Below are 19,686 nucleotides of genomic sequence, written 5' to 3' on the forward strand. Positions count from 1 at the left end.
TTCTGCCTTTTTTATTTATAGCAAATTTATTAATTATGCTGCTAATGCTTCTTTTGCTTTTACAACTAATGCTGCAAATGCTTCTGCATCATTCATAGCAAAGTCTGCTAGGATTTTTCTATCTAACTCAATGTTAGCTAATTTTAATCCATTCATGAATCTTGAGTAGTTAATATCATTTAATCTACAAGCAGCGTTGATTCTTACGATCCAAAGCTTTCTAATATCTCTTTTCTTTTGTCTTCTATCTCTATAAGCATATACTAAAGAGTGTTCTAATTGCTCTTTTGCTTTTCTAAAGTGTTTTCTTCTTCCTGAGAAAAATCCTCTAGCTTGCTTTAAAACTTTTTTATGTCTTCTTCTTCTAACTACACCAGTTTTTACTCTAGGCATATTTTTCCTTTCTTTACTCTATTTTTTAATAGGTGTCGATTTTATAATCGAACTTGTCCACTTATGTGGAGGGACTATATAATTAACTTTAAAAGTTAATTATGCTTGGCATAACATTCTTTTAACTCTAGTTGCATCAGTTGCAGCTACAGTTTGAGGTCCTCTAAGAGCTCTTTTTCTTTTTTGACTCATTTTAGTTAAGATGTGGCTTCTGAAAGCTGATCCTCTTTTAATAGAACCATTCTTTTTCACTTTAAATCTCTTTAAAGCCCCACTGTTTGATTTCATCTTTGGCATCGTACAGTTCCTTTCTAATAAATTTGCATTTTCATAAGTAATGAAAAAGTTCGAGATTTTACTTAAAATTAGCTTTAATTAAGATTAAATAGTATAAAAGGAGCGCAGAGGGAGTAGCTCCTCTGCATAGAAATTTTTTGGAGATTGGTTTTTAAGATTGTGTATATTTATTATTTTCTATTTTCTTTAGGAAGAACCATCATATTAACAAATCTTCCTTCTTGTTTAGGAGCAGCATCTCTTACTCCATACTCTTCAAGCATAGGCCATACTCTTTCAAGTACGTCTGCACCAGCTTCTGGATGAGCCATCTCTCTACCTTTTAAGAATACTCTACATTTAACATGGTATCCTTTTTCTAAGAATTCAATAGCATGTTTAACTTTATAGTTAATATCATTTTCTGCAATTTTAACAGAGAACTTTACTTCTTTTACTACAATTACTTTTTGCTTTTTCTTAGCTTCTTTTTTCTTTTTCTCTTGTTGGTATTTAAATTTACCGTAATCCATAATTTTAGCAACAGGTGGTTTTGCATCTGGTGCAATTAGAACTAAATCTAGTCCTAAATCATCAGCAGTGTTTTGTGCATCTCTAGTTGATATTATTCCATAATTTGTACCATCATCTCCTGTACATCTAACTTCTGAACATCTGATGTCCTCATTCATAATTGCTTCTGGCTTTTTATTTTGTCTACTCAAATTTTACTCCCTGATTTAATTTCATTTAACATATTAATAAATTCATTTTTGCTCATGTTTGACTGTTCTCTATTTCTTCTATCTCTTAGTGCAACAGTCTCATTTGCTACCTCTTCATCTCCAACAACAATAATCATTGGAACTCTTTGCTTTTCAGCCATTCTAATTCTTTTATTTAATGATTCATTCATATCAAATATTTTTGAATCAATTTCATTATATAAAAGCTCTTTTTGTAATGATTTTGCATACTCAACGTGAGTATCTGCAATTGGTACAAAAATAACTTGTGTTGGTGCAATTACAAATGGGAACTCACCAGCACAGTGTTCAGTTAAAATTCCAACAAATCTTTCAAATGAACCAAGAATTGCTCTGTGAATCATAACTGGTTGTTCTTTTTCACCCTTATCATTTACATACTCGATATTAAATCTACTTGGTAAGTTCATGTCCACTTGAACAGTACCACATTGCCATTTTCTTCCAATAGCATCTGTGATTTTAATATCAATTTTTGGACCATAGAATGCTCCTCCACCTTCATCAATTCCATAAGGTAGGTTTTCTGAATCTAGTGCGTCCATGATACCTTTTGTTGTTGCTTCCCAGAATGCATCATCACCAATTGCTTTTTTAGGTTTAGTAGATACTTCCATCTCATATTTAAAATCAAATAGTTTCATTAATGAATCAACGAATTCTAAAACCTCAATGATTACATCTTTAATTTGATCTTTTGTACAGAAGATGTGTGCATCATCTTGTGTGAATTCTCTAACTCTAAATAGTCCATGCATAGCACCAGACATTTCATGTCTATGAACAACACCATATTCAAAAAGTTTAAGAGGTAAATCTTTATATGAAACTAAATCATTTCTAAAGATTTGAATATGACCAACACAGTTCATTGGTTTAATACCATACTCTTGCTCATCAATTTCAGTAAAGTACATATTCTCTTTATAGTTGTCATAGTGACCAGAGATTTTCCACATGTCTGCTTTTAACATCTCTGGACCACGTACTGGCTCATAACCTCTAATTCTATGTGCTTTATATAAAAGATGCTCTAATTTACTTCTTAGTTTTGCTCCATTTGGTAGCCATAATGGAAGTCCTGCTCCAATATCTTCACTAAACGTAAATAGTTCTAATTCTGTTCCTAGTTTTCTATGATCTCTTTTTTTAGCTTCTTCAAGCATTCTTACGTAATCATGTAACTCTTTTTTATCAAAGAACGCGATACCATAGATTCTAGTAATCATTTCATTTTCTTCATCACCACCTAAGTATGCACCTGCAACTCTTGTAAGTTTGAAGCTTCTAATCATTCTTGTATTAGGTACGTGTGGTCCTCTACATAGGTCTTCAAATTCACCTTGTTTATATAGAGTTAAAGTATCATCTGTAATGTTAGAAAGAACTGCTTGTTTTAATTCATCATTTGCAAATTTAGCTTGAATTTCTTCTCTAGATGCTTCATATCTCTCAATTGGAAGTTTAGCATTTGCTAACTCTTTCATCTTTTTTTCAATCTTTGGAAGATCTTCTTCAGAGATTTTTTCTTCGGTTTTAAAGTCGTAGTAAAAACCTTCTTTTACTACAGGTCCTACGAAGAATTTCGCATCTGGGTATAGTTCTTTAATAGCTTGTGCCATTAAGTGAGCACATGAATGTCTTAGTATCTCAAGAGATTCAGGAGAGTTGTCAGCTTTAATCTCATCTCCACTTAAGTTTAAAGCCTCCGCTGTTTGAAGGTCGAATATCTGTCCTTCTTTTAATATACCAATCGGTTCCAATAAATTCCTTTTTTCCTTAAAAGTTTTTAAAATTCTTATATTTTATCTTAATTGCTCTTAAATTTAATCTTAACAGAGAGTTTTAACAAAAAATTGATAAAATAGTGTATGATTTTAAACCTTTCTAAAATAAAAACAGAAGCCTTACTACTATTTTGTAAAGATTTGATTCTTTCTTATAAAGATAAAGAAGACAGTTTCTTCAATATTGACAAAGAAACAGTTAAATATATTAATACTATCTCAGAAGAGATACTAACTCAAATAAATAATGTAACCTTTCCAACAGAACACTATTTAAAAAATAAAAAACACTATAGGATTTCTGCTGTTTTAAAAGCATATGATTTTATAAATAACTCATTAACTAAAGAGTTTGAAAAAATAGAAGAATCAAAAAGAGTTTTTAATCCTTCAATGTTATATTTTTCTATGCTTGCAGTTTGGTTTAAAGAGCTTGACAAAGAGAGTCGTTCAAAAGAGTATATCTATTTTACTATCTATCCTTATGCAAATGTGTATGACAAACTTCTTATAAATATCAAAGATGAAAACTTTAAAAAAATCAATATTATGATGCTAGAGCTTGCAGAAACAATAATTTACAATTACAACTCAATATCTTTTAATAAGTAAAACTTATAAAACTTTTATAAGTAAAATTAATCTTATCTTATGTATAATTCTCCAAAATTAAGTAAAAGGAGAATTATGAAGGCGTTAGTATTTAAACTACTTGCACTTTTAACATTAGTTTCTGTAGCTCAAGCACAGGATTTAAAAATAATTAAATTTTCAGAAGCAAAAAAACTTTTTGAAAATAAAGAGGCTCTATTTTTAGATGCTAGAGGAGAGAAACTTTTTAAAAGAGGAACTATCTTAGGAAGTTTAAACTTACCAGTAAATAGATTTCAAAAGAGTATTGCATTTTTACCAAATGAAAAAAATGCAAAAGTAGTATCATTTTGTAATGGGTTTAAATGTGAAAAATCAGATGAGCTAGCACATCTTTTACAAAAAGCAGGATATACAAATGTTTTAGTATATAAAGGTGGTTATCCAGAGTGGAAAGAAAAATCTATGCCACTTATGGCTTTAAAAACTGAAACAACTGAACCAAAGGTAGAAGAAGCAAAAGGCCAAAAGTATCAAGCTAAGGGAACAACTATTTATCTTGGACAAGATAAAGGAATGATTGATCAGTTTTGGTTTGAAAAAGTTGTTTTAAATGATTTACCTAAAAATGTACAATTAGTTGATATTAGAAAAGAAAAAGATTTTAAAGAAGGTCATATCAAGGGTGCTGTAAATGCAACTTGGGATTCAAAAACTGAAAAGATTGATATCTCTAAAATATCTGATGATAAGATTATTGTATTTTATTGTAATACAGGAATGCAATCAGCAGAGGCTGCATTGAGTTTAAAGAACAGAGTAGGAAAAGATGTTTTCTATTTTGATGCTAATGTAACTTGTGAGAAAAACAACTGTAAAGTTGAAGCAAATGAGAATCTATAAGAGGGATTAACCTCTTATAGTAAAGTGATTAACAAGAAGGAACGTTTCCTGAATCATTAGCATACTCATATGAGAAATCATAAAGATGAGGAACCCATGAATCTTTAATATCAGATTCTTTTACATCTGGACAAATTACCATCATCTCTTGTTTAAAGTTTCCAGCTTCATTGATTGAAGACCATTCACCTTGAGAATGTTTTGCTGCAAACTTAGCACCATTAAATCCACATTTAGATTTAAACTTCTTAATAAAAATCTTTTGACCTTTTCTTGCATCAGCTGAAGCAGTTGTTGAAGCAACACCTAATAATAGAACAGCAGCCATTGTAAGCTTAAGTAACTTTGTCATTATTTATCTCCTAATTAATATTTTGGTATTATTATATCAAAGATAAATAAAAATAATACTTACATAAGTATAAGAAAAAGTGATAAATATTGAAATACTATATTCTAAAAGAGATTACAAAATACCTACAAGAAAAAGCCCAAGTTATAAAACATATAAGTAGAATTGATAACAATCTAATTATAATTGAATTTAATAATAAAAACCAAATATATTTTGATATGAGTAAAGGAAAAAGTTATATTTACAAAAAAAGAGGAGAAAAAGCTTCTAAAAAAGATTTCAATGCACCTTTTGATGTAGTACTTCAAAAAAGATTTATTAATTCAAGAATTGAGAATCTTGAGATTTATAATGATGATAAAATTATAAATATAAAAGTTAACTCTTCATCTTCATATAAAAAACTAACAACAATTTTACAGTTAGAGTTTACAGGAAAACATACTAATGCAATTATTTTAGATGAAGATAGAACTATACTAGAAGCTTTAAGACATATAGATGAATTTGCTTCAAGTAGAGTAGTAAAGGTAGGAATAAAACTTGACGAAGTTCCAAAACAAGATTTTATACCTAAAATAGAAAAGCTTGAAAATGTAGAAGAGTATCTATATAAAGTATATGAAGAGATAGAGAATAATAACCTTGAAAATCATAGACGTCAAAAAGTAAGTCAAGTAAATAAAAAGTTAAAAAAACTACAAAAAACTTTGGATAATTTACCTAAAAAAGAGGACTTAGAAGAAGAATCAAACTCTTTATATGAAAAAGCAAACTTGATTCTTGCAAATCTACATACAATAAAACCATATCAAGAGGTATTAAAAGCATATAATTATGAAGGAAAAGAGGTAGAAATAAAACTTGATACAAGATATTTGGCTTCTAAGTATTCAAATGATTTATTTAAAAAAGCAAAACGAGCGAAACAAAAAGCAAACAATATAAAAATAGAGAAATCAAATTTAGAAGAGAAAGTTGAATTCCTTAAAAGACTTATAAATAATATTAACTCTTGTAAAACAATTGATGAAATAGAGTTTTTACTTCCAAAGAAACAAAGGAATCAAGCCAAAACAAAAAAGAGTCAAAACTATGAAAGCTTCTTTTATGAGGGATATAAAATTATGCTTGGAACAAATGAGAGAGAAAATATATATTTATTAGAAAATTCAAAAGCAAGTGATTTTTGGTTTCATTTAAAAGATGCTCCCTCTTCTCATGTGATAGTTCAAAATAGTAAAAAGACAATACCTGAAAATGTGATAGAAAAAGCAGCAAAAATATGTGCGCAATTTTCAAGTGATTTTGAAGGAACTTATGCTGTTGATTATACTCAAAGAAGAAATGTAAAGATACAACATGGAGCAAATGTTTTATATAACCCCTATACAACAATAAGTGTAAAAATATAAAAAAGTAGAGATTTAAAAAAATAAAAAAATGAGTCAGTTGTGAGACATTTTTATTGTAAAATCAGAACTTTAATTATAAATAAGGAGAAAGAATGAAAAAAACATCTTTGATTACAGGGCTAATTTTAGCTTTTCTTTTGATGTTATCTGGTTGTAAGAGTACAACAGTTCAAAATATTGACAATAGTGGTTATATAAGTGGTTCTAAGGTAACAACTAAGAAAGTTGAAAGAGCTATTCAAAAAGGTGCTATGAGAAAAGGTTGGGTTACTAAAAGAATTAAAACTGGACTTTTAGAAGCTAAAAATAATGTAAGAGGAAAACACCTTGTTGTAGTAAATATTGCATATGATAGAAAAGGTTATAAAATCTCTTATAAAGATAGTAGAAATATGAATTATGATGCTGGTTCAAATACAATTCATAAAAACTATAATAAATGGATTGCAAACTTAGAGAGAAATATTAACTATGAATTATCACAAATTGGTGTAATGGGGAATACTAGTGCAACTAGAAAAGTAACTAATATTGAACCAAAAAGTTCTACGGCATCTACTAAAAACTATAAAAAAGCAGATAGTAGTGCAATTAGTGGAAAAACAATATATATTAGAAATATAACTCCTTATTCTTCAGGAAATAGAATAGCAGAAAATATTAAAGCTGAGTGTACAATCAATGAGCAATTAGCAACATTTATAAAGAAATTTGCTCAAGAACAAGGTTTAAAAGTAGAGTATAAAAATAAACCTTCTTCTAAAGATTTATTCTTAGATGTTAAAATCGTAGATGCAATTAGCCAAGGTGGAGCATTTAGAGGTCATAGCAAATTTACTTCTATTGAAGGAAGACTTGTAAAAGGAAATAAAAGTTATGGTTCTTTTAAAGCAGCAAGAGTTTCTGGTGGTGGATTCTGGGGAGCTTATAAAGGTTCTTGTGCAGTATTAGGAAGAACAGTTGAAGCTTTAGGAAAAGATGTTGCTCTTTGGTTATATAGTCCAATGGATAATGCAAGATTAGGTGATACTGGATATATAAGATAGAACTAAAATACAGAGAAATTTTCTCTGTATTTTTAGGGAAATTATATATTAAATAATTGTTGGATATAATTTAATATAATAATATATTAGGTTTTATTTTGGATATTAAAAAAGTATTAGTTATATCGTACTCTCAAACAGGACAATTAACTCAATTAACAGAATCAGTTTTAGCCCCTTTAGAGGCAGATACAAATGTAGAAGTGGTTTATAAAAAAATTGAACCACTAAAACCATATCCTTTTCCATGGGATTTTATGACTTTTATGGATTGTTTTCCAGAATCAATATATTTAGACCCTCCAGAAATTAAAGAGATAGAAGATGATGACAATGATTATGATTTAGTAATCTTACCTTATCAAGTTTGGTTTTTATCTCCATCTTTACCTATTACAGCTTTCTTAAAAAGTGATTATGCAAAAAGAAAGTTAAAAGGCAAGCCAGTTATTACTTTAATTGGTTGTAGAAATATGTGGGTTATGGCACAAGAAAAATTAAAACAAATGCTTAATGACGTTGAAGCTAAACTTATTGATAATATAGTTTTAATTGACCAAGGAAACTCTTTTGCAACATTTGTTACAACACCAAGATGGATGTTAACAGGAAAAAGAGATTCATTATGGGGAGTTTTCCCTGAAGCAGGAATCTCAAAACAAGATATAAAAGAGGCTTCAAGATTTGGTAAAGCAATAAGTCATGCATTAGCAAATGATGAAGAGAAAAAACAAGAATCTATTTGCCATGGATTAAATGCAGTTACAATAGATGAAAAACTAATTAAAAGTGAACAAATAGCAACTAAAAGTTTTATGATTTGGGGAAAACTTATTAGAAAAGTTGGAAAACAAGGTGACCCTAAAAGAAAACCTATAGTTATGCTTTATGTAGTTTTTTTACTTTTGATTATTTTAACAATTGTTCCAATAAATATGTTGGTTCAAACAATAATTAGAAAAGTTAATAAAGAGAAAATATTAAAACAAAAAGAGATTTTTGAAGCACCGTCGGGAAGTGCAAAAGATAGAATGAAGGATTTTTTATAAGATGAGTAAAGTTTATATAAACAATATACAAAAGTTTATGCCAAATGATGCAGTTACAAATGAAGAAATAGAAGACTACTTAGGTTATATTGGTGGAAAGAAATCAAAAGCTAAAAAAGTAGTACTTCGAAGTAATGGAATTAAAAGTAGATATTATGTTTTAGAAAAAGGAACTGAAAAAGCTCTTTTTTCAAATGCTCAAATTACAGCTAATGCAATCAAAAAATTAGAGAATGAAAAGTTCTCTTTAGATAGTGTTGATTGTCTTTCATGTGGAACAACAACTCCAGATCAACTTATGCCAAACCATACTTTAATGGTACAAGGTGAATTAGGTTTAACAGAGATTGAGACATTAAGTGCTTCAGGTATTTGTTTAAGTGGAATAAATGCTTTAAAATATGCTTACTATGGAATTAAATGTGGAGATTTAGAAAATGTTGTATCAACAGGTTCAGAAGTTGTTTCTCCAACATTAAGTGCTAAAAACTTTAAAACAGAATCTGACCATAAAGCAGTAGAACAAAATCCAGGAATTGCCTTTGAAAAAGATTTTTTAAGATGGATGCTTTCAGATGGTGCAGGAGCGATGCTTTTACAAAATAAACCAAATGAAGAGGGTTTATCTTTAAAAATTGATTGGATAGATATTTTATCTTATGCGGGTGAAATGCCAACTTGTATGTATAGTGGTTGTGAAGTTAAAGGCGATGAGGTAAAAGGTTTTAGAACATTTACTCAAGAAGAGATAATGGAAAAATCTTTACTTACAATTGCCCAAGATGTAAAACTTTTAAATGAAAATATCATTGAATATACAGTTACAAAACCTATTGAAAAGATAGCTAAAAAAAGAGATTTAAAAGAAGAAGAGATATCTTACTTTTTACCTCACTACTCTTCAACATTCTTTAGGGATAAAGTATATGAAGGAATGAAAAAAGGTGGTTTAGAAGTTCCTTTTGAAAAGTGGTTTACTAACCTTACAAAATGTGGAAATACTGGTTCTGCATCAATTTATATTATGCTTGAAGAGTTATTTAATTCAAATAAATTATCAAAGGGTGAAAAAATTCTTTGTTATATTCCAGAAAGTGGGAGATTTTCTACATCATTTATGATGTTAGAAGTAGTATAAATGGAAAAAATTGAAGTTCCACAAGAAGAGAATAAAACCTTAGATGGAATAAAGAAGGTTATGTATACAACTGACAATGATGGTGAATTTAAAACAGCCAACTATGGAAGCTCTGTTGAAGAGTTTGCTACACAAGTTGCAGTAGAAGAGTATGAAGTTTTAAAACAAGAGAGCTTAGAGAATATAAAAAAAGGTCTTAGCTCTCCTATTGAGTACTTTATGTTTGAAAATAGAATGGATTTACCAACATTAGCAAGTGTTGTGGGGATGTTTCAATTTAGAGTAAAAAGACATCTAAAAATGAATAACTTCAAAAAACTAAATGACAAAGTTTTGTCAAAATATGCCGAAGCATTTAATATTAAAATAGAAGAGTTAAAGGATTTTAAAGTATGAGTGAAAAGTTTGAACATTCACAATTTGCACACTGTGAGAGTGGAGTTGTTTCGACTTTATTAACTCATTATGGTTTAAAACTTAGTGAGCCAATGGTTTTTGGACTTACTAGCTCTTTATCTTTTGTTTTTCTTCCAATAATCAAACTTAATAATATGCCTTTAATTGCATATAGAGAACTTCCTAAAAACATAATCAATAAAGTTTCAAAAGTTCTTGGAATAGATATTGTTAAAAAAACATATAAAAATGGTGTTGAAGCAAATAATGATTTAACAAAATTTGTTGAAGATAAACAATTAGTTGGTCTTCAGACATCTGTTTTTTATCTTCCATATTTTCCAAAGGATATGAGGTTTCACTTTAATGCACACAATCTTTTAGTTTATGGAAAAGAAGGAAGTGATTACAAAATCTCTGACCCTGTTTTTGAAGAGGCTGTTTTATGTGATGAAAAAGAGCTTACGAGAGCAAGATTTGCAAAGGGAGTATTTGCTCCAAAGGGCTTTATGTATTATCCTAAAAATATTCCAACCAATCTTGATTTTTTCTCAATTGTTAAAAAAGCTATAAAGAAAAATGCTAAATCAATGTTAACTCCTTTTCCATATGCAGGAGTAAAAGGAATGAGAACTTTAGCAAAGAAAATATCAAAACTAAATCCTAATTCTGACCCTAGATATTTAAAAAATTATTTAACGCATATTGTTAGAATGCAAGAAGAGATAGGAACTGGAGGTGGAGGCTTTAGGTTTTTATATGCTGCATTTTTAAAAGAAGTGAAAAAGTATGATTTAGATAATGAACTATTAGATGAAGCATCTTCTTTACTTGTGAAGTCTGGAAATACTCTAAGAGAGTTTGCTTTACTTTGTGTAGAATCTAGTAAAAAAATTGATAAATTTGATGCAAATAAAATTGCAGAAAAATTAGTAGAAGCTTCAAAGTATGAAGAAGAGGCTTTTAAACTATTAAAAAAGATACAATAGAGCTTAAACTTTAAGTTCTATTGTAATGTAGTTATTGTTTATATCTTTTGCAATATAAAGGTGTTCACCTTTGTATTCAAGAAGGTCTAAAACTCTTAAAGCACCTTCACTTCCAAAGAAATCTTTTGAATCAATAATCTTATTATTATCAAGTTTTAAAACAATATTTTCATCATTTAGTGCAAATTGATTAAGAGCTATTTTTGAATATGTACTTTTTATATTTTTTAGCAACTCTTCACTTGAACTAAACTCTTGGATATTTGTAATTTCTCCTAAAGAGTTAGATGATTCATTGTTTAAATATAACCAACAGCTTCCATCTTGTGAAGTTTGATTATTTGCAAAGTTTACATACTTTTCATAATCTTTTATTTCCTCAAGGGATTCATCAACCCCTCCAATTAAGATATCTGATATCTCATCTATTTCAAGTTCAAACTGTGCAAGTTGTAAAGACTTCTCAAATGATAAGTATTGAGAAGTTAAAAGCATATTCTTACCCTTTGCATTTAAAGCTTGAGAAACATAAAAGCTAACATTGTTGCTGTTTACATTTAGAAAGTCAAAGGGCATTACTATATTATTTTCTTCATTTATTGTTTGCATTAGCTTATAAACATCATTTATAGGTCCGTATTCACTTGCAACATAAATTCCAAGGTTTTCTCTTAGCTTAATCTCTTTTGTTGCTCTTAGAGCCCCTAGGACTGCTAAAATATTAAACTTACTTGATCTTCTAAGATTTATCTTTGAAATCTCTTTTAACTCTTTTCTATACTCTTTTACAGCTTTACTAGAATTGATAAGTTTATAAGTTGAGTGAATATACATATCAATCCTTATTGCTTAAGATTATTGAACTATTATTCCCACCAAAGGCAACATAGTTTAATAAAATAGTCTGTTTGTTCTCACAAGGTTTGTGTTCTAAAATTGGAGTAAAGGCTAAATCTTCAATTGCTTCTTCAAAACCAAAAGTTGCAGGAAGGAAACTATTTTTAATAGCTTCAAGCATTAAGACAATTTCATTCGTACCACAAGCCCCTAAAGTATGTCCTAAAATAGGTTTTAGAGCTGTAACTTGTGTCTTTTCTTTGTGGCTATTAAATAGTTGAGCTAAAGCTTTTGCTTCTGATGAGTTATTATTTTCACTTCCTGTAGCATGAGCTTTTATACAATCTAAATCTTTTACTTGTAGTTTGGCATTTTTTAAAGCACTATTCATAGCTTCAAAAATAGGAGTTCCTGAAGGGTCACTTGTAGTTTCAGAGTAGTTATCACAGATATTTGAAGAAGAGATATATTTAAAGTTGTTTTCTTCTTTTTTTTCACTTTCTAACACAACAGCTGAACAACCTTCTCCTAAGATAATACCATCACTATTTTTATCAAAAGGTCTGTATATTTTTGATTGAGAAAGAAGCATTAAAGATGAAAAACCACCAAATGTAGATTTGTTAAAAAGTTCAAAGCCAATAACAATAGCTCTTTTGATCTTTTTCTTTTCAATCATTTTAGCTGCATAGGCTAAAGCATTTACACTAGATGTACAGGCAGTTGAGAAAAGAGTAGCTTTGTGTTTAGAGTTAATTAGTTTTTCAACATATTGACCAATAGCACCATTTCCAATATTTTTAAACTCTAAATTAGATGAACCATTATCAAACTCATCTTTAAACTGCTCATTTGTACCCATTTCCATAGAAGTAGAGCCAAGGAAGATATGTAGGTCTTCTTGTTCTTCTTTAGAAAGCTTTGCTTCTTTTACTGCATCTAAAACTACTTTTTCTAAGATTTTTTGAAATCTCTTTTCATTTGAGTAGTCATAATCATATATTTTATAAAAGGTTTTATCTTTTAAAATCTCTTGAAGATTTTCTTTATATGTTTCAGGTGAGATATTTTTTAAATTGGAAATAATATCTTGTTTATTATCTCCAATATTGCAAACTAGTGAGCTACCTGTGATATATGCGTTCAATGTTATTCCGGTTGTATATGGTCTGCTAAAGTATTTATTGATGCCATGATTTTTCTAAGTTTTTTACTATCATTTGCATCAATTCCATATTTTTTATGTAAAGCCATAGATATTTGTAAGGCATCCATTGAGTCAAGTTCTAATTCTGTGTCTGAACCAAATAGTACTTCATCATCACTTATATCTTCTGGTTCGATATCTTTATCGCACTCTTCAATAATTAATTCTTTTAATTCTAGTTTTAGCTTCTCATCTTTAGAACCTATCAATTTATCTCCTCTTTTTTAGTAAAATATATGCTAATAGTAAACAGATTATAGCAAAAGTTATCATGTTATATACATAAGTAGAAATGTCATTAAAACTTCCACCTCTAACAAATACCTCTAAGAAACTCTCTAATCCCCAAGACATTGGAGAGTATTCTGAAAAATCTTGCATAAATTTTGGCATTACAAATTTAGGAACCATAATTCCACCAATTGCTGCAAGAATAATATTTGAAACACCACCAATAGTTGTCGCTTCTTCTGTTGTTTTAGCTATGTTTGCAATTAAAAGTGCAAAAGAGATAGAAGCAAAACTAACAGCAGAGGAAACTAAGAAAATCAAAGGAATACTTCCTTGTATAACTAGTGAATCTCCGCCTAGTAGTGGAACAATATAAATACCTACAAGTATCATAAATACTACTTGTACTTGATTGATAAAATAGTATGGAACAATTTTTCCTAATAAAATAGGAAAGAGTGAAACATTGATACTTCTAATTCTATCAATTGTTCCAAAGGCTTTTTCATTTATAAAAGTATTTGATATAGGAATTAGTATGAAAAACATAGAAAATACAAGCCAAGCAGGAACACTTTGTTGTACTGATGTTGGTGTTACTTCAAAGCCATCTTTTTTATATACATATGAGTTTTGGATTTTTGACTCAAAATCAAGTACATTTTTTGTATCTATTTTTTGAGCAAGCATTAAATCTTCTAAGATAAGTTTTGTACTTGCACTTGAAATAAGTTTTTTAAGAATCTCTATTTTTTGTAAAGAAGTATCTGGTTTACTATAAATAATAACTTTAAAGTTTTTATCATTTAGTTTTATTCTTTCAATATAGTTTCTTTGAATATCAACTATAAAATCATAGTTTTCTTTATATAAAGTCTCTTTATTATCTTTTACTTTTAGAAAGTTAGCATCGAAGAAGTTGTTTTCATTGATACTTTCAATCATAGTTTTAATTGATTTATTGTTTTTAGAGCTTGTAATAGCAACTTTTAAAGGTGTATCTACACTATTTGAATAACTATTTTTTAAAGCCAAAGACATAATTAAAATAAAAATAACAGGCATTACAAATAAAACTAATAAAGCATGTAAATCTCTAAAGATAAGGGTAAACTCTTTTTTTAGTAAGTATTTAAACATTAGTCTCTTAAATCCTGTTTTGTTAAATTTAAAAACATATCTTCAAGATTTTTGTATCCAAAATCAATATTTTCTATTCTTTTATTCTCTTTTTCTAATTTTGCAATCATCTTAGTAAAGTTATCAAAACCATCTTTTGTATCTACTTCTATAATTTCATCTAGAAGTTTTATTTTTATAATAGAGTTTTTCTGAAGTAGCTTCTCTTTTTTCTCTTGTAAAATGATTTTTGATTTATCTAAAATAGCTATTTCATCACATAAATACTCTACTTCTTCCATATAATGAGAAGTGTAAATAATAGTAGTATTCTCTTTTTCATTGATTTTTTTAATAACATTTAAAATATATTTTCTTGATTGAGGATCAATTCCTACCGTTGGTTCATCTAGGTATAAAATCTTTGGACTATTTAGTAAGCCAATAGCGATATTTAATCTTCTTTTTAAACCACCTGAAAAAGTGTGAGCTTGTTTATTTATATATTTTTCTAAAGAAGTTACTTCAATACAGTAGTCAATTCTTTTTTTAAGGGCTTCTTTTTTTAGTCCATAAAGACTTCCAAAAAACTCTAAGTTTTCAAAGGCAGTTAATTTTGGATAAAAAGCATAAGTTTGAGGAACAATACTACAAATAGATTTTATTTTATTTTCATCTTTATCTAAATCCATATTATCAACTAAAATAGTTCCTGAATCCTTTGGAATCAAAAAGTTTAATATAGATACTAAAGTAGTTTTTCCTGCTCCATTTGGACCTAATAAACCAAATAAAGAGCCTTGCTTTATTTCTAAATTTAGATTATCTAAAACAAGATTTCCCTTATAGGATTTACATAGATTTTTTATAACTATTGACATTAAATATCTTTTCCCCGTATTTTGCGAAGTATAGCAAACTATTAGTTTATTTTCAACTTTTTACCAACACTTGAAGTTGGTATTTTATCCACATGTTTTAATGACAGTGAAAACTTTAGATTAGAAAGTTTACTTTGTAAAATCTTTTTTATCTCTCTTGCTGTGAATTCTTTAGAACTTTCTAGGGTGATATCTAAAACTTCACCCCTTAAAGAGTCATTATCAGAACTTACAAAAACTAAAGCCTTGTTTATCTCCTCTTCCTCTTCTAAAATATTTTCTATTTGAATAGTAGAGTACCTTTTCCCTGCAATCTTTAAAATCTGTGAACTTCTACCTACAAGTCTAAACTTCTCATTCTCTTTTTCAATATAATCAAAGGTTTGCATTACTCCATTTATATCTTTGAAACTATTTTCATAAATAGTTGTTGAAACAAAAGGTGATAAAACTTTTAATTCATTTTGCTCATTTGTTTGAATTTCAACTTTAGGCATAGGTGTCCATAAAATTTCGTCATTTAGTTTATAAGCGATTCCACCTGTTTCTGTTGAACCAAAAATTTGCATAACATCTGTATTAAACTTTTCACTAAACTCTTTTGCATTTTGTGAATCAAGTGGTCCCGTTGAACTAACAAAAGTAGCTTTTGATAAATCTTTTTCTTGTGAAATTTTATTTAAAGCTTTTATATAAAGTGGAGTGGTTACAACTAAACTATTATCATCAATTAAATTTAGTAAATCATTTGGCAAAAAGTGTTCTTTTAAGACAATATCAATATCATTTAAAAGTGGATATAAAAGACCAAATAACATTCCATAAATATGAATAAATGGTACAGTTAGAATGACTTTTTTTATCTCTCTTTTCTCAAATAGTTTTGTTAAAACTTGAACTTCTTCTTCAAGATGTTTTTTTGTTTTTAAAGCTCCTACTGGATTTCCAGTACTTCCACTTGTAAAAAACATCATAGAAAAATCTTTTTCATCAAAAATAGTATTTATCTTTTCCTTATGTAAAAACTCTTTGATATTTAGTTCATCAAGTTTTTCTTTTAGTATTTGGTTTGTCTCATCAAATAGAATGATTTTTGAGTCATTAAAATATGCTTTGATAATATTTAAGGCATTTTGTTCTTTGGATTTAGAGTTAATATAACCTAAATGATTTTGTAAAGAACTATTCGTAAAATCTTTTTTATTTAAATTATGTGTTGTAATAGTTCCATTATCGTTATGAACTTCAATCTTCATTTGATGACCTTTTTAAAAATATTAGTAAAAATGCAATAGCTAAAACACCAATTGTGGCAACTATTCCAATAGAATAAAGTGAATTTATTTTGCTAAATATAAGTACTCCAAACCCTGCAAATGTACTAAGAAGGGAGAAGAGTATAGCTTTTTTTGTATTTATATCTAAGCTTTTAGAACTATAAATAGCATAATCAATACTAATTGCTAAAATAATAAACATCATAAAAAGATGTAAGATATTAAATGCCACAAAGTTAGAATATAAAAGAATTAAAGCTAAAGGAAATAGTAAAAAACTAAGTGCAAAAAGAAACTTCTTTTTTGTAATAAATATAAGCATTAAAATAATTAGAACTAAAGCAATAGTTCCAAGTATTAAAATATTTTCTTTTACTTCATTTAATGAGTCTTCAAATAAAAACTTCATGCTAAGTGGTTTTATAAACTCTAGGGTTTTAATTTTTTCATAATCTTTGATATCTAGGGCTAAAAATACATAGTTTTTTTCTTTATATTTAAAATAGTTTATTTTTAACTCTTTTAGTTTTTCAAAACTATAGTTTGGAAGCTCTTTTAAACTATAAGCCTCTTTAAAATACTCTTTTTTAAACCCTAAATTAGAAGCTTGAAGTTCTAACTCTTTTTTTAACTCTTCAAATTTTTCACTATTTAAAAGCTCTTTTGTCTTTTCATATTGCTTTTTTGTGATAATTAAATCAAGGGAAGAATTTAAAGAAGGAATAGTCTGTTTTACTCTTTGATATTTTTTTATTAAATCATTTGTTGAGGTACTTTCAATCAGTAGGGCAACTTTGTTTTTTTGTTTTAGCTCTTTTTGAAAGTAAGCGTTTAATCTATCAAGGTTTTTGTTTTGATAATCAAGATTTCGTAAGTTTGTATCAAATGAGATATTAGTTAGTGAAAAGGCAATAGCTGTAAATGAGAATAGAAGAATATAAAATCTATCTATCTTAACTTTAATATTATTTGTTTTTTTGTTTTGTTTTAATGTAAAACCAATTTTTGGATATAAAAAACTAAAATGAAGATATGAAACAGTAAGAGATATAATTGTAAAAATAGCTATTTGAGTAATCAAAGAAAAAGAGATAAAACTAATAGTAATAAAAGCAATAATAGTTGTCAAAAAGCCAAAGAATACTTCTTTATTAAACTCTTTCTTTTTTAGATAGTGACCATGCATATAGTGATGAAACATATAATCAATAGCAACTGTACTAATTGATAAACCAAATACTAAAACAAAGATAGAGACTTCACTAAAAATAGAAGTAACAACAAGAATTGAGATAATAGCTGAGGTAGCTAATGTCGTTAGTGTATTTAAAAGTAAAGGAATATTTCTTAGAATAAAAATATATAGTGTTAGTAAAATCAAAAAAGCAAATATTATGATTTTGTTTACATCAGCTTTTATAGCTTGTGAGTTTTCTACAAAATAGAAAATTGTACTAAAGGTTTTTATCTCTTTATATTTTTTTTCTATGGTTTTTATTTTTGAATAAACCTCTTTGTATTTAGCTAAACTATTTATTGTTTTATCAAAGGTGTAAACTCTTATATTTTTATTTATCTTTTCTTGTTTAGTTTTTTCAAAAAGGTTTAAAGGGTCTTGTTTATTTATTAAAACTGGGAAAAAAGAGTTTAGTAAAGAGTTTTGTACTTTTACTAACTCTTCTTTTACATCTATGTTTTCTAATCTTTTTTCATCTATATTTTTTAAAAAAAGTTGATATTTTTCTTGATACTCTAACAAAGCTTTTTTATCTAAACTATTTTCTTTGTGTAAACCTTCTATATCTAAAAGCTCTTTCTCTACGTTTTTTATTTCTTGTTTAGGAAGGTTTTCAAAAGATACAAAAAGAGTTTTTGAGTCAGAGTATTTTGTATAGGCTTGTAGGATTTGTTTATTTTGTGAATCTGGCAAAATAGATAAAATACTATTAGAGATATTTGTATAGCTATTTGATAAAAAAAGAGCTAATAAAACAATAGAAAAGATTAAAAAATTTGATAGTTTAATCAATTTGTTCAATACTTATCCTATCATTGTTTAGCATATTAATATGAAGATATTCTAATTTCGTAGTTTTTTTGTAGTTTATACTTTTTACATAGTTTGCAACAATACTTTTAGGTTTTAGAAATACTTCATTATTTTTTTGTTCTATTTCAAAATAAACTTCTAAATTTGAGATATCATCTAAATAGATAGCTTCCAGTAGAGTATAATATATCTTTTTAGGCATATCTCTATTTAAATCAATCTCTACAGTTTCATCTTTTTTCTTTATAAAAAGAGTATCTTCTTGAAATAGTAAAACTTCATCACTATTTTCATATGAAGTTTCAATAGAGTCTTCTTTAAAGTTTATATAGCCAGTTTTTTTAGTACTTATATCTAAAGCATCTATATATTTTGACTCTTCAAAGTGAATAGTTTGTGCAAATATATTTATAGTAAATAGAGTAAGAAATAGTGCTTTAATCATTTGAATCCTTTAAAAAAATAAACTTTCTATGTAAAAACTGTAATAGTCCTGCAAAAATAAAAACAAAGTACCAGCCAATAGAACTATAATAAATCCAATAATCCATATTCGTATCAAAGAAAATAATAAGATGAATTATAGCATTTATTAAAGAAGTAAAAAACCAAAAAAGAGTTGATTTATGAATATACTCTTCTTCCTTTTTACTAAACTCTTTTTTTGAGAACTTTTTAGCAAAAAATAAAATTATAGAGTTTTTATTTATATATGAGATAAACATTATTGCTGTAATAAAACTTGAAATCAAAAAGGGTATAGTTTTTAAAAGCAAAAACTCTTTTAGGAAAAAAGCCAAAATAGAGATACAAATATATAAAAGAGGGTACAAATACTCTTTATAACCTCTTTTAAAAACCACTATGAACCAAAGAGTACTTAAGCAAAATATTACAAGACTTACTTTCGTGATATCAAAATATTTAAGTGATATAAATACTATTGGTGCATAAAGCAGTGAGATAATTAGGTTCATTC

General features: G+C 27.6%; 22 protein-coding genes. 8 read left to right on the top strand and 14 right to left on the bottom strand.

Annotated features, from left to right (window positions below; translation table 11 throughout):
- Positions 1-33 precede the first annotated feature (33 nt).
- The 4 genes from rplT to thrS all read right to left on the bottom strand — a co-directional run bounded on the left by rplT (position 34) and on the right by thrS (position 3,199).
- Positions 34-393, bottom strand: a complete 360-nt coding sequence (rplT, locus tag CRV02_RS05155) for a 50S ribosomal protein L20 (protein ID WP_129084552.1) — start codon at positions 391-393, stop codon at positions 34-36.
- Between the two features lie 99 nt (positions 394-492).
- On the bottom strand, positions 493-690 hold the full coding sequence (gene rpmI, locus CRV02_RS05160) for a 50S ribosomal protein L35 (protein WP_129084553.1): 198 nt from the start codon (positions 688-690) through the stop codon (positions 493-495).
- Positions 691-860: 170 nt separating this feature from the next.
- A complete protein-coding gene (gene infC, locus CRV02_RS05165; protein ID WP_258239236.1) occupies positions 861-1,361 on the bottom strand; it encodes a translation initiation factor IF-3 in 501 nt (166 codons plus the stop codon).
- Positions 1,362-1,390: 29 nt separating this feature from the next.
- Entirely contained in the window at positions 1,391-3,199 is a 1,809-nt protein-coding gene (gene thrS / locus CRV02_RS05170) for a threonine--tRNA ligase (RefSeq protein ID WP_129089443.1), read from the bottom strand.
- A 108-nt stretch (positions 3,200-3,307) separates the two neighbouring features.
- Here thrS and CRV02_RS05175 point away from each other — a divergent pair, with 108 nt between their 5' ends.
- A complete protein-coding gene (locus tag CRV02_RS05175; RefSeq protein WP_129084555.1) occupies positions 3,308-3,835 on the top strand; it encodes a hypothetical protein in 528 nt (175 codons plus the stop codon).
- A 75-nt stretch (positions 3,836-3,910) separates the two neighbouring features.
- On the top strand, positions 3,911-4,717 hold the full coding sequence (locus CRV02_RS05180; protein ID WP_164968963.1) for a rhodanese-like domain-containing protein: 807 nt from the start codon (positions 3,911-3,913) through the stop codon (positions 4,715-4,717).
- Positions 4,718-4,745: 28 nt separating this feature from the next.
- Here the strand turns inward: CRV02_RS05180 and CRV02_RS05185 are convergent, their stop codons facing one another.
- Positions 4,746-5,069, bottom strand: a complete 324-nt coding sequence (locus tag CRV02_RS05185; protein WP_129089445.1) for a cytochrome C — start codon at positions 5,067-5,069, stop codon at positions 4,746-4,748.
- Positions 5,070-5,158: 89 nt separating this feature from the next.
- Between CRV02_RS05185 and CRV02_RS05190 the strand changes: the two genes are divergently transcribed.
- From CRV02_RS05190 to CRV02_RS05215, 6 genes are all read left to right on the top strand, one after another.
- Positions 5,159-6,487, top strand: coding sequence for an NFACT RNA binding domain-containing protein (locus CRV02_RS05190; protein ID WP_129089446.1), 1,329 nt, complete (start codon positions 5,159-5,161; stop codon positions 6,485-6,487).
- 92 nt (positions 6,488-6,579) lie between these two features.
- Positions 6,580-7,533, top strand: a complete 954-nt coding sequence (locus CRV02_RS05195; RefSeq protein WP_129089447.1) for a hypothetical protein — start codon at positions 6,580-6,582, stop codon at positions 7,531-7,533.
- Between the two features lie 98 nt (positions 7,534-7,631).
- Positions 7,632-8,582, top strand: coding sequence for a dialkylrecorsinol condensing enzyme (locus CRV02_RS05200; protein WP_258239230.1), 951 nt, complete (start codon positions 7,632-7,634; stop codon positions 8,580-8,582).
- 1 nt (position 8,583) lies between these two features.
- Positions 8,584-9,720, top strand: coding sequence for a beta-ketoacyl-ACP synthase III (locus tag CRV02_RS05205; RefSeq protein WP_129089448.1), 1,137 nt, complete (start codon positions 8,584-8,586; stop codon positions 9,718-9,720).
- Positions 9,721-10,116 carry a hypothetical protein gene (locus tag CRV02_RS05210; RefSeq protein WP_129089449.1) on the top strand — a complete coding sequence of 132 codons (396 nt, stop codon included), beginning with the start codon at positions 9,721-9,723 and terminating at the stop codon, positions 10,114-10,116. It begins immediately after the preceding gene.
- Entirely contained in the window at positions 10,113-11,105 is a 993-nt protein-coding gene (locus CRV02_RS05215; protein ID WP_129089450.1) for a BtrH N-terminal domain-containing protein, read from the top strand. The genes CRV02_RS05210 and CRV02_RS05215 overlap by 4 nt, the downstream gene beginning before the upstream one ends.
- A gap of 3 nt (positions 11,106-11,108) precedes the next feature.
- Here the strand turns inward: CRV02_RS05215 and CRV02_RS05220 are convergent, their stop codons facing one another.
- From CRV02_RS05220 to CRV02_RS05260, 9 genes are read right to left on the bottom strand one after another with little or no spacing between them, the layout of a single operon-like run.
- Positions 11,109-11,939 (bottom strand): hypothetical protein, encoded by an 831-nt coding sequence (locus tag CRV02_RS05220; protein WP_129089451.1) that lies wholly within the window; start codon positions 11,937-11,939, stop codon positions 11,109-11,111.
- A gap of 1 nt (position 11,940) precedes the next feature.
- A complete protein-coding gene (locus tag CRV02_RS05225; protein WP_129089452.1) occupies positions 11,941-13,089 on the bottom strand; it encodes a beta-ketoacyl synthase N-terminal-like domain-containing protein in 1,149 nt (382 codons plus the stop codon).
- Positions 13,090-13,091: 2 nt separating this feature from the next.
- The gene (locus CRV02_RS05230; RefSeq protein WP_129084565.1) at positions 13,092-13,358 is read right to left on the bottom strand and encodes a phosphopantetheine-binding protein; all 267 of its coding nucleotides are present in this window, start codon (positions 13,356-13,358) and stop codon (positions 13,092-13,094) included.
- 1 nt (position 13,359) lies between these two features.
- On the bottom strand, positions 13,360-14,520 hold the full coding sequence (locus tag CRV02_RS05235; RefSeq protein ID WP_129089453.1) for an ABC transporter permease: 1,161 nt from the start codon (positions 14,518-14,520) through the stop codon (positions 13,360-13,362).
- Positions 14,520-15,380: an ABC transporter ATP-binding protein gene (locus CRV02_RS05240; RefSeq protein WP_129089454.1), complete on the bottom strand. Its 861-nt coding sequence runs from the start codon at positions 15,378-15,380 to the stop codon at positions 14,520-14,522. The genes CRV02_RS05235 and CRV02_RS05240 overlap by 1 nt, the downstream gene beginning before the upstream one ends.
- Before the next feature lie 41 nt (positions 15,381-15,421).
- The gene (locus CRV02_RS05245) at positions 15,422-16,636 is read right to left on the bottom strand and encodes an AMP-binding protein (protein ID WP_129089455.1); all 1,215 of its coding nucleotides are present in this window, start codon (positions 16,634-16,636) and stop codon (positions 15,422-15,424) included.
- On the bottom strand, positions 16,626-18,695 hold the full coding sequence (locus CRV02_RS05250) for a hypothetical protein (RefSeq protein ID WP_129089456.1): 2,070 nt from the start codon (positions 18,693-18,695) through the stop codon (positions 16,626-16,628). The genes CRV02_RS05245 and CRV02_RS05250 overlap by 11 nt, the downstream gene beginning before the upstream one ends.
- Positions 18,679-19,152 (bottom strand): hypothetical protein, encoded by a 474-nt coding sequence (locus tag CRV02_RS05255; protein ID WP_129089457.1) that lies wholly within the window; start codon positions 19,150-19,152, stop codon positions 18,679-18,681. Before CRV02_RS05255 ends, CRV02_RS05250 begins: the two co-directional genes overlap by 17 nt.
- Positions 19,145-19,684 (bottom strand): hypothetical protein, encoded by a 540-nt coding sequence (locus CRV02_RS05260; protein WP_129089458.1) that lies wholly within the window; start codon positions 19,682-19,684, stop codon positions 19,145-19,147. Before CRV02_RS05260 ends, CRV02_RS05255 begins: the two co-directional genes overlap by 8 nt.
- Positions 19,685-19,686 lie beyond the last annotated feature (2 nt).

Origin of the sequence: Arcobacter sp. CECT 8989 (assembly GCF_004116715.1) — a bacterium.
GTDB lineage: Bacteria > Campylobacterota > Campylobacteria > Campylobacterales > Arcobacteraceae > Halarcobacter.

Bases quoted from the DNA above. Each gene is read 5' to 3' on its own strand.
- rplT (WP_129084552.1), bottom strand. From the start codon at position 393: ATGCCTAGAGTAAAAACTGGTGTAGTTAGAAGAAGAAGACATAAAAAA.
- rpmI (WP_129084553.1), bottom strand. From the start codon at position 690: ATGCCAAAGATGAAATCAAACAGTGGGGCTTTAAAGAGATTTAAAGTG.
- infC (WP_258239236.1), bottom strand. From the start codon at position 1,361: ATGAATGAGGACATCAGATGTTCAGAAGTTAGATGTACAGGAGATGAT.
- CRV02_RS05175 (WP_129084555.1), top strand. From the start codon at position 3,308: ATGATTTTAAACCTTTCTAAAATAAAAACAGAAGCCTTACTACTATTT.
- CRV02_RS05180 (WP_164968963.1), top strand. From the start codon at position 3,911: ATGAAGGCGTTAGTATTTAAACTACTTGCACTTTTAACATTAGTTTCT.
- CRV02_RS05185 (WP_129089445.1), bottom strand. From the start codon at position 5,069: ATGACAAAGTTACTTAAGCTTACAATGGCTGCTGTTCTATTATTAGGT.
- CRV02_RS05195 (WP_129089447.1), top strand. From the start codon at position 6,580: ATGAAAAAAACATCTTTGATTACAGGGCTAATTTTAGCTTTTCTTTTG.
- CRV02_RS05205 (WP_129089448.1), top strand. From the start codon at position 8,584: ATGAGTAAAGTTTATATAAACAATATACAAAAGTTTATGCCAAATGAT.
- CRV02_RS05210 (WP_129089449.1), top strand. From the start codon at position 9,721: ATGGAAAAAATTGAAGTTCCACAAGAAGAGAATAAAACCTTAGATGGA.
- CRV02_RS05215 (WP_129089450.1), top strand. From the start codon at position 10,113: ATGAGTGAAAAGTTTGAACATTCACAATTTGCACACTGTGAGAGTGGA.
- CRV02_RS05220 (WP_129089451.1), bottom strand. From the start codon at position 11,939: ATGTATATTCACTCAACTTATAAACTTATCAATTCTAGTAAAGCTGTA.
- CRV02_RS05235 (WP_129089453.1), bottom strand. From the start codon at position 14,520: ATGTTTAAATACTTACTAAAAAAAGAGTTTACCCTTATCTTTAGAGAT.
- CRV02_RS05240 (WP_129089454.1), bottom strand. From the start codon at position 15,380: ATGTCAATAGTTATAAAAAATCTATGTAAATCCTATAAGGGAAATCTT.
- CRV02_RS05245 (WP_129089455.1), bottom strand. From the start codon at position 16,636: ATGAAGATTGAAGTTCATAACGATAATGGAACTATTACAACACATAAT.
- CRV02_RS05255 (WP_129089457.1), bottom strand. From the start codon at position 19,152: ATGATTAAAGCACTATTTCTTACTCTATTTACTATAAATATATTTGCA.
- CRV02_RS05260 (WP_129089458.1), bottom strand. From the start codon at position 19,684: ATGAACCTAATTATCTCACTGCTTTATGCACCAATAGTATTTATATCA.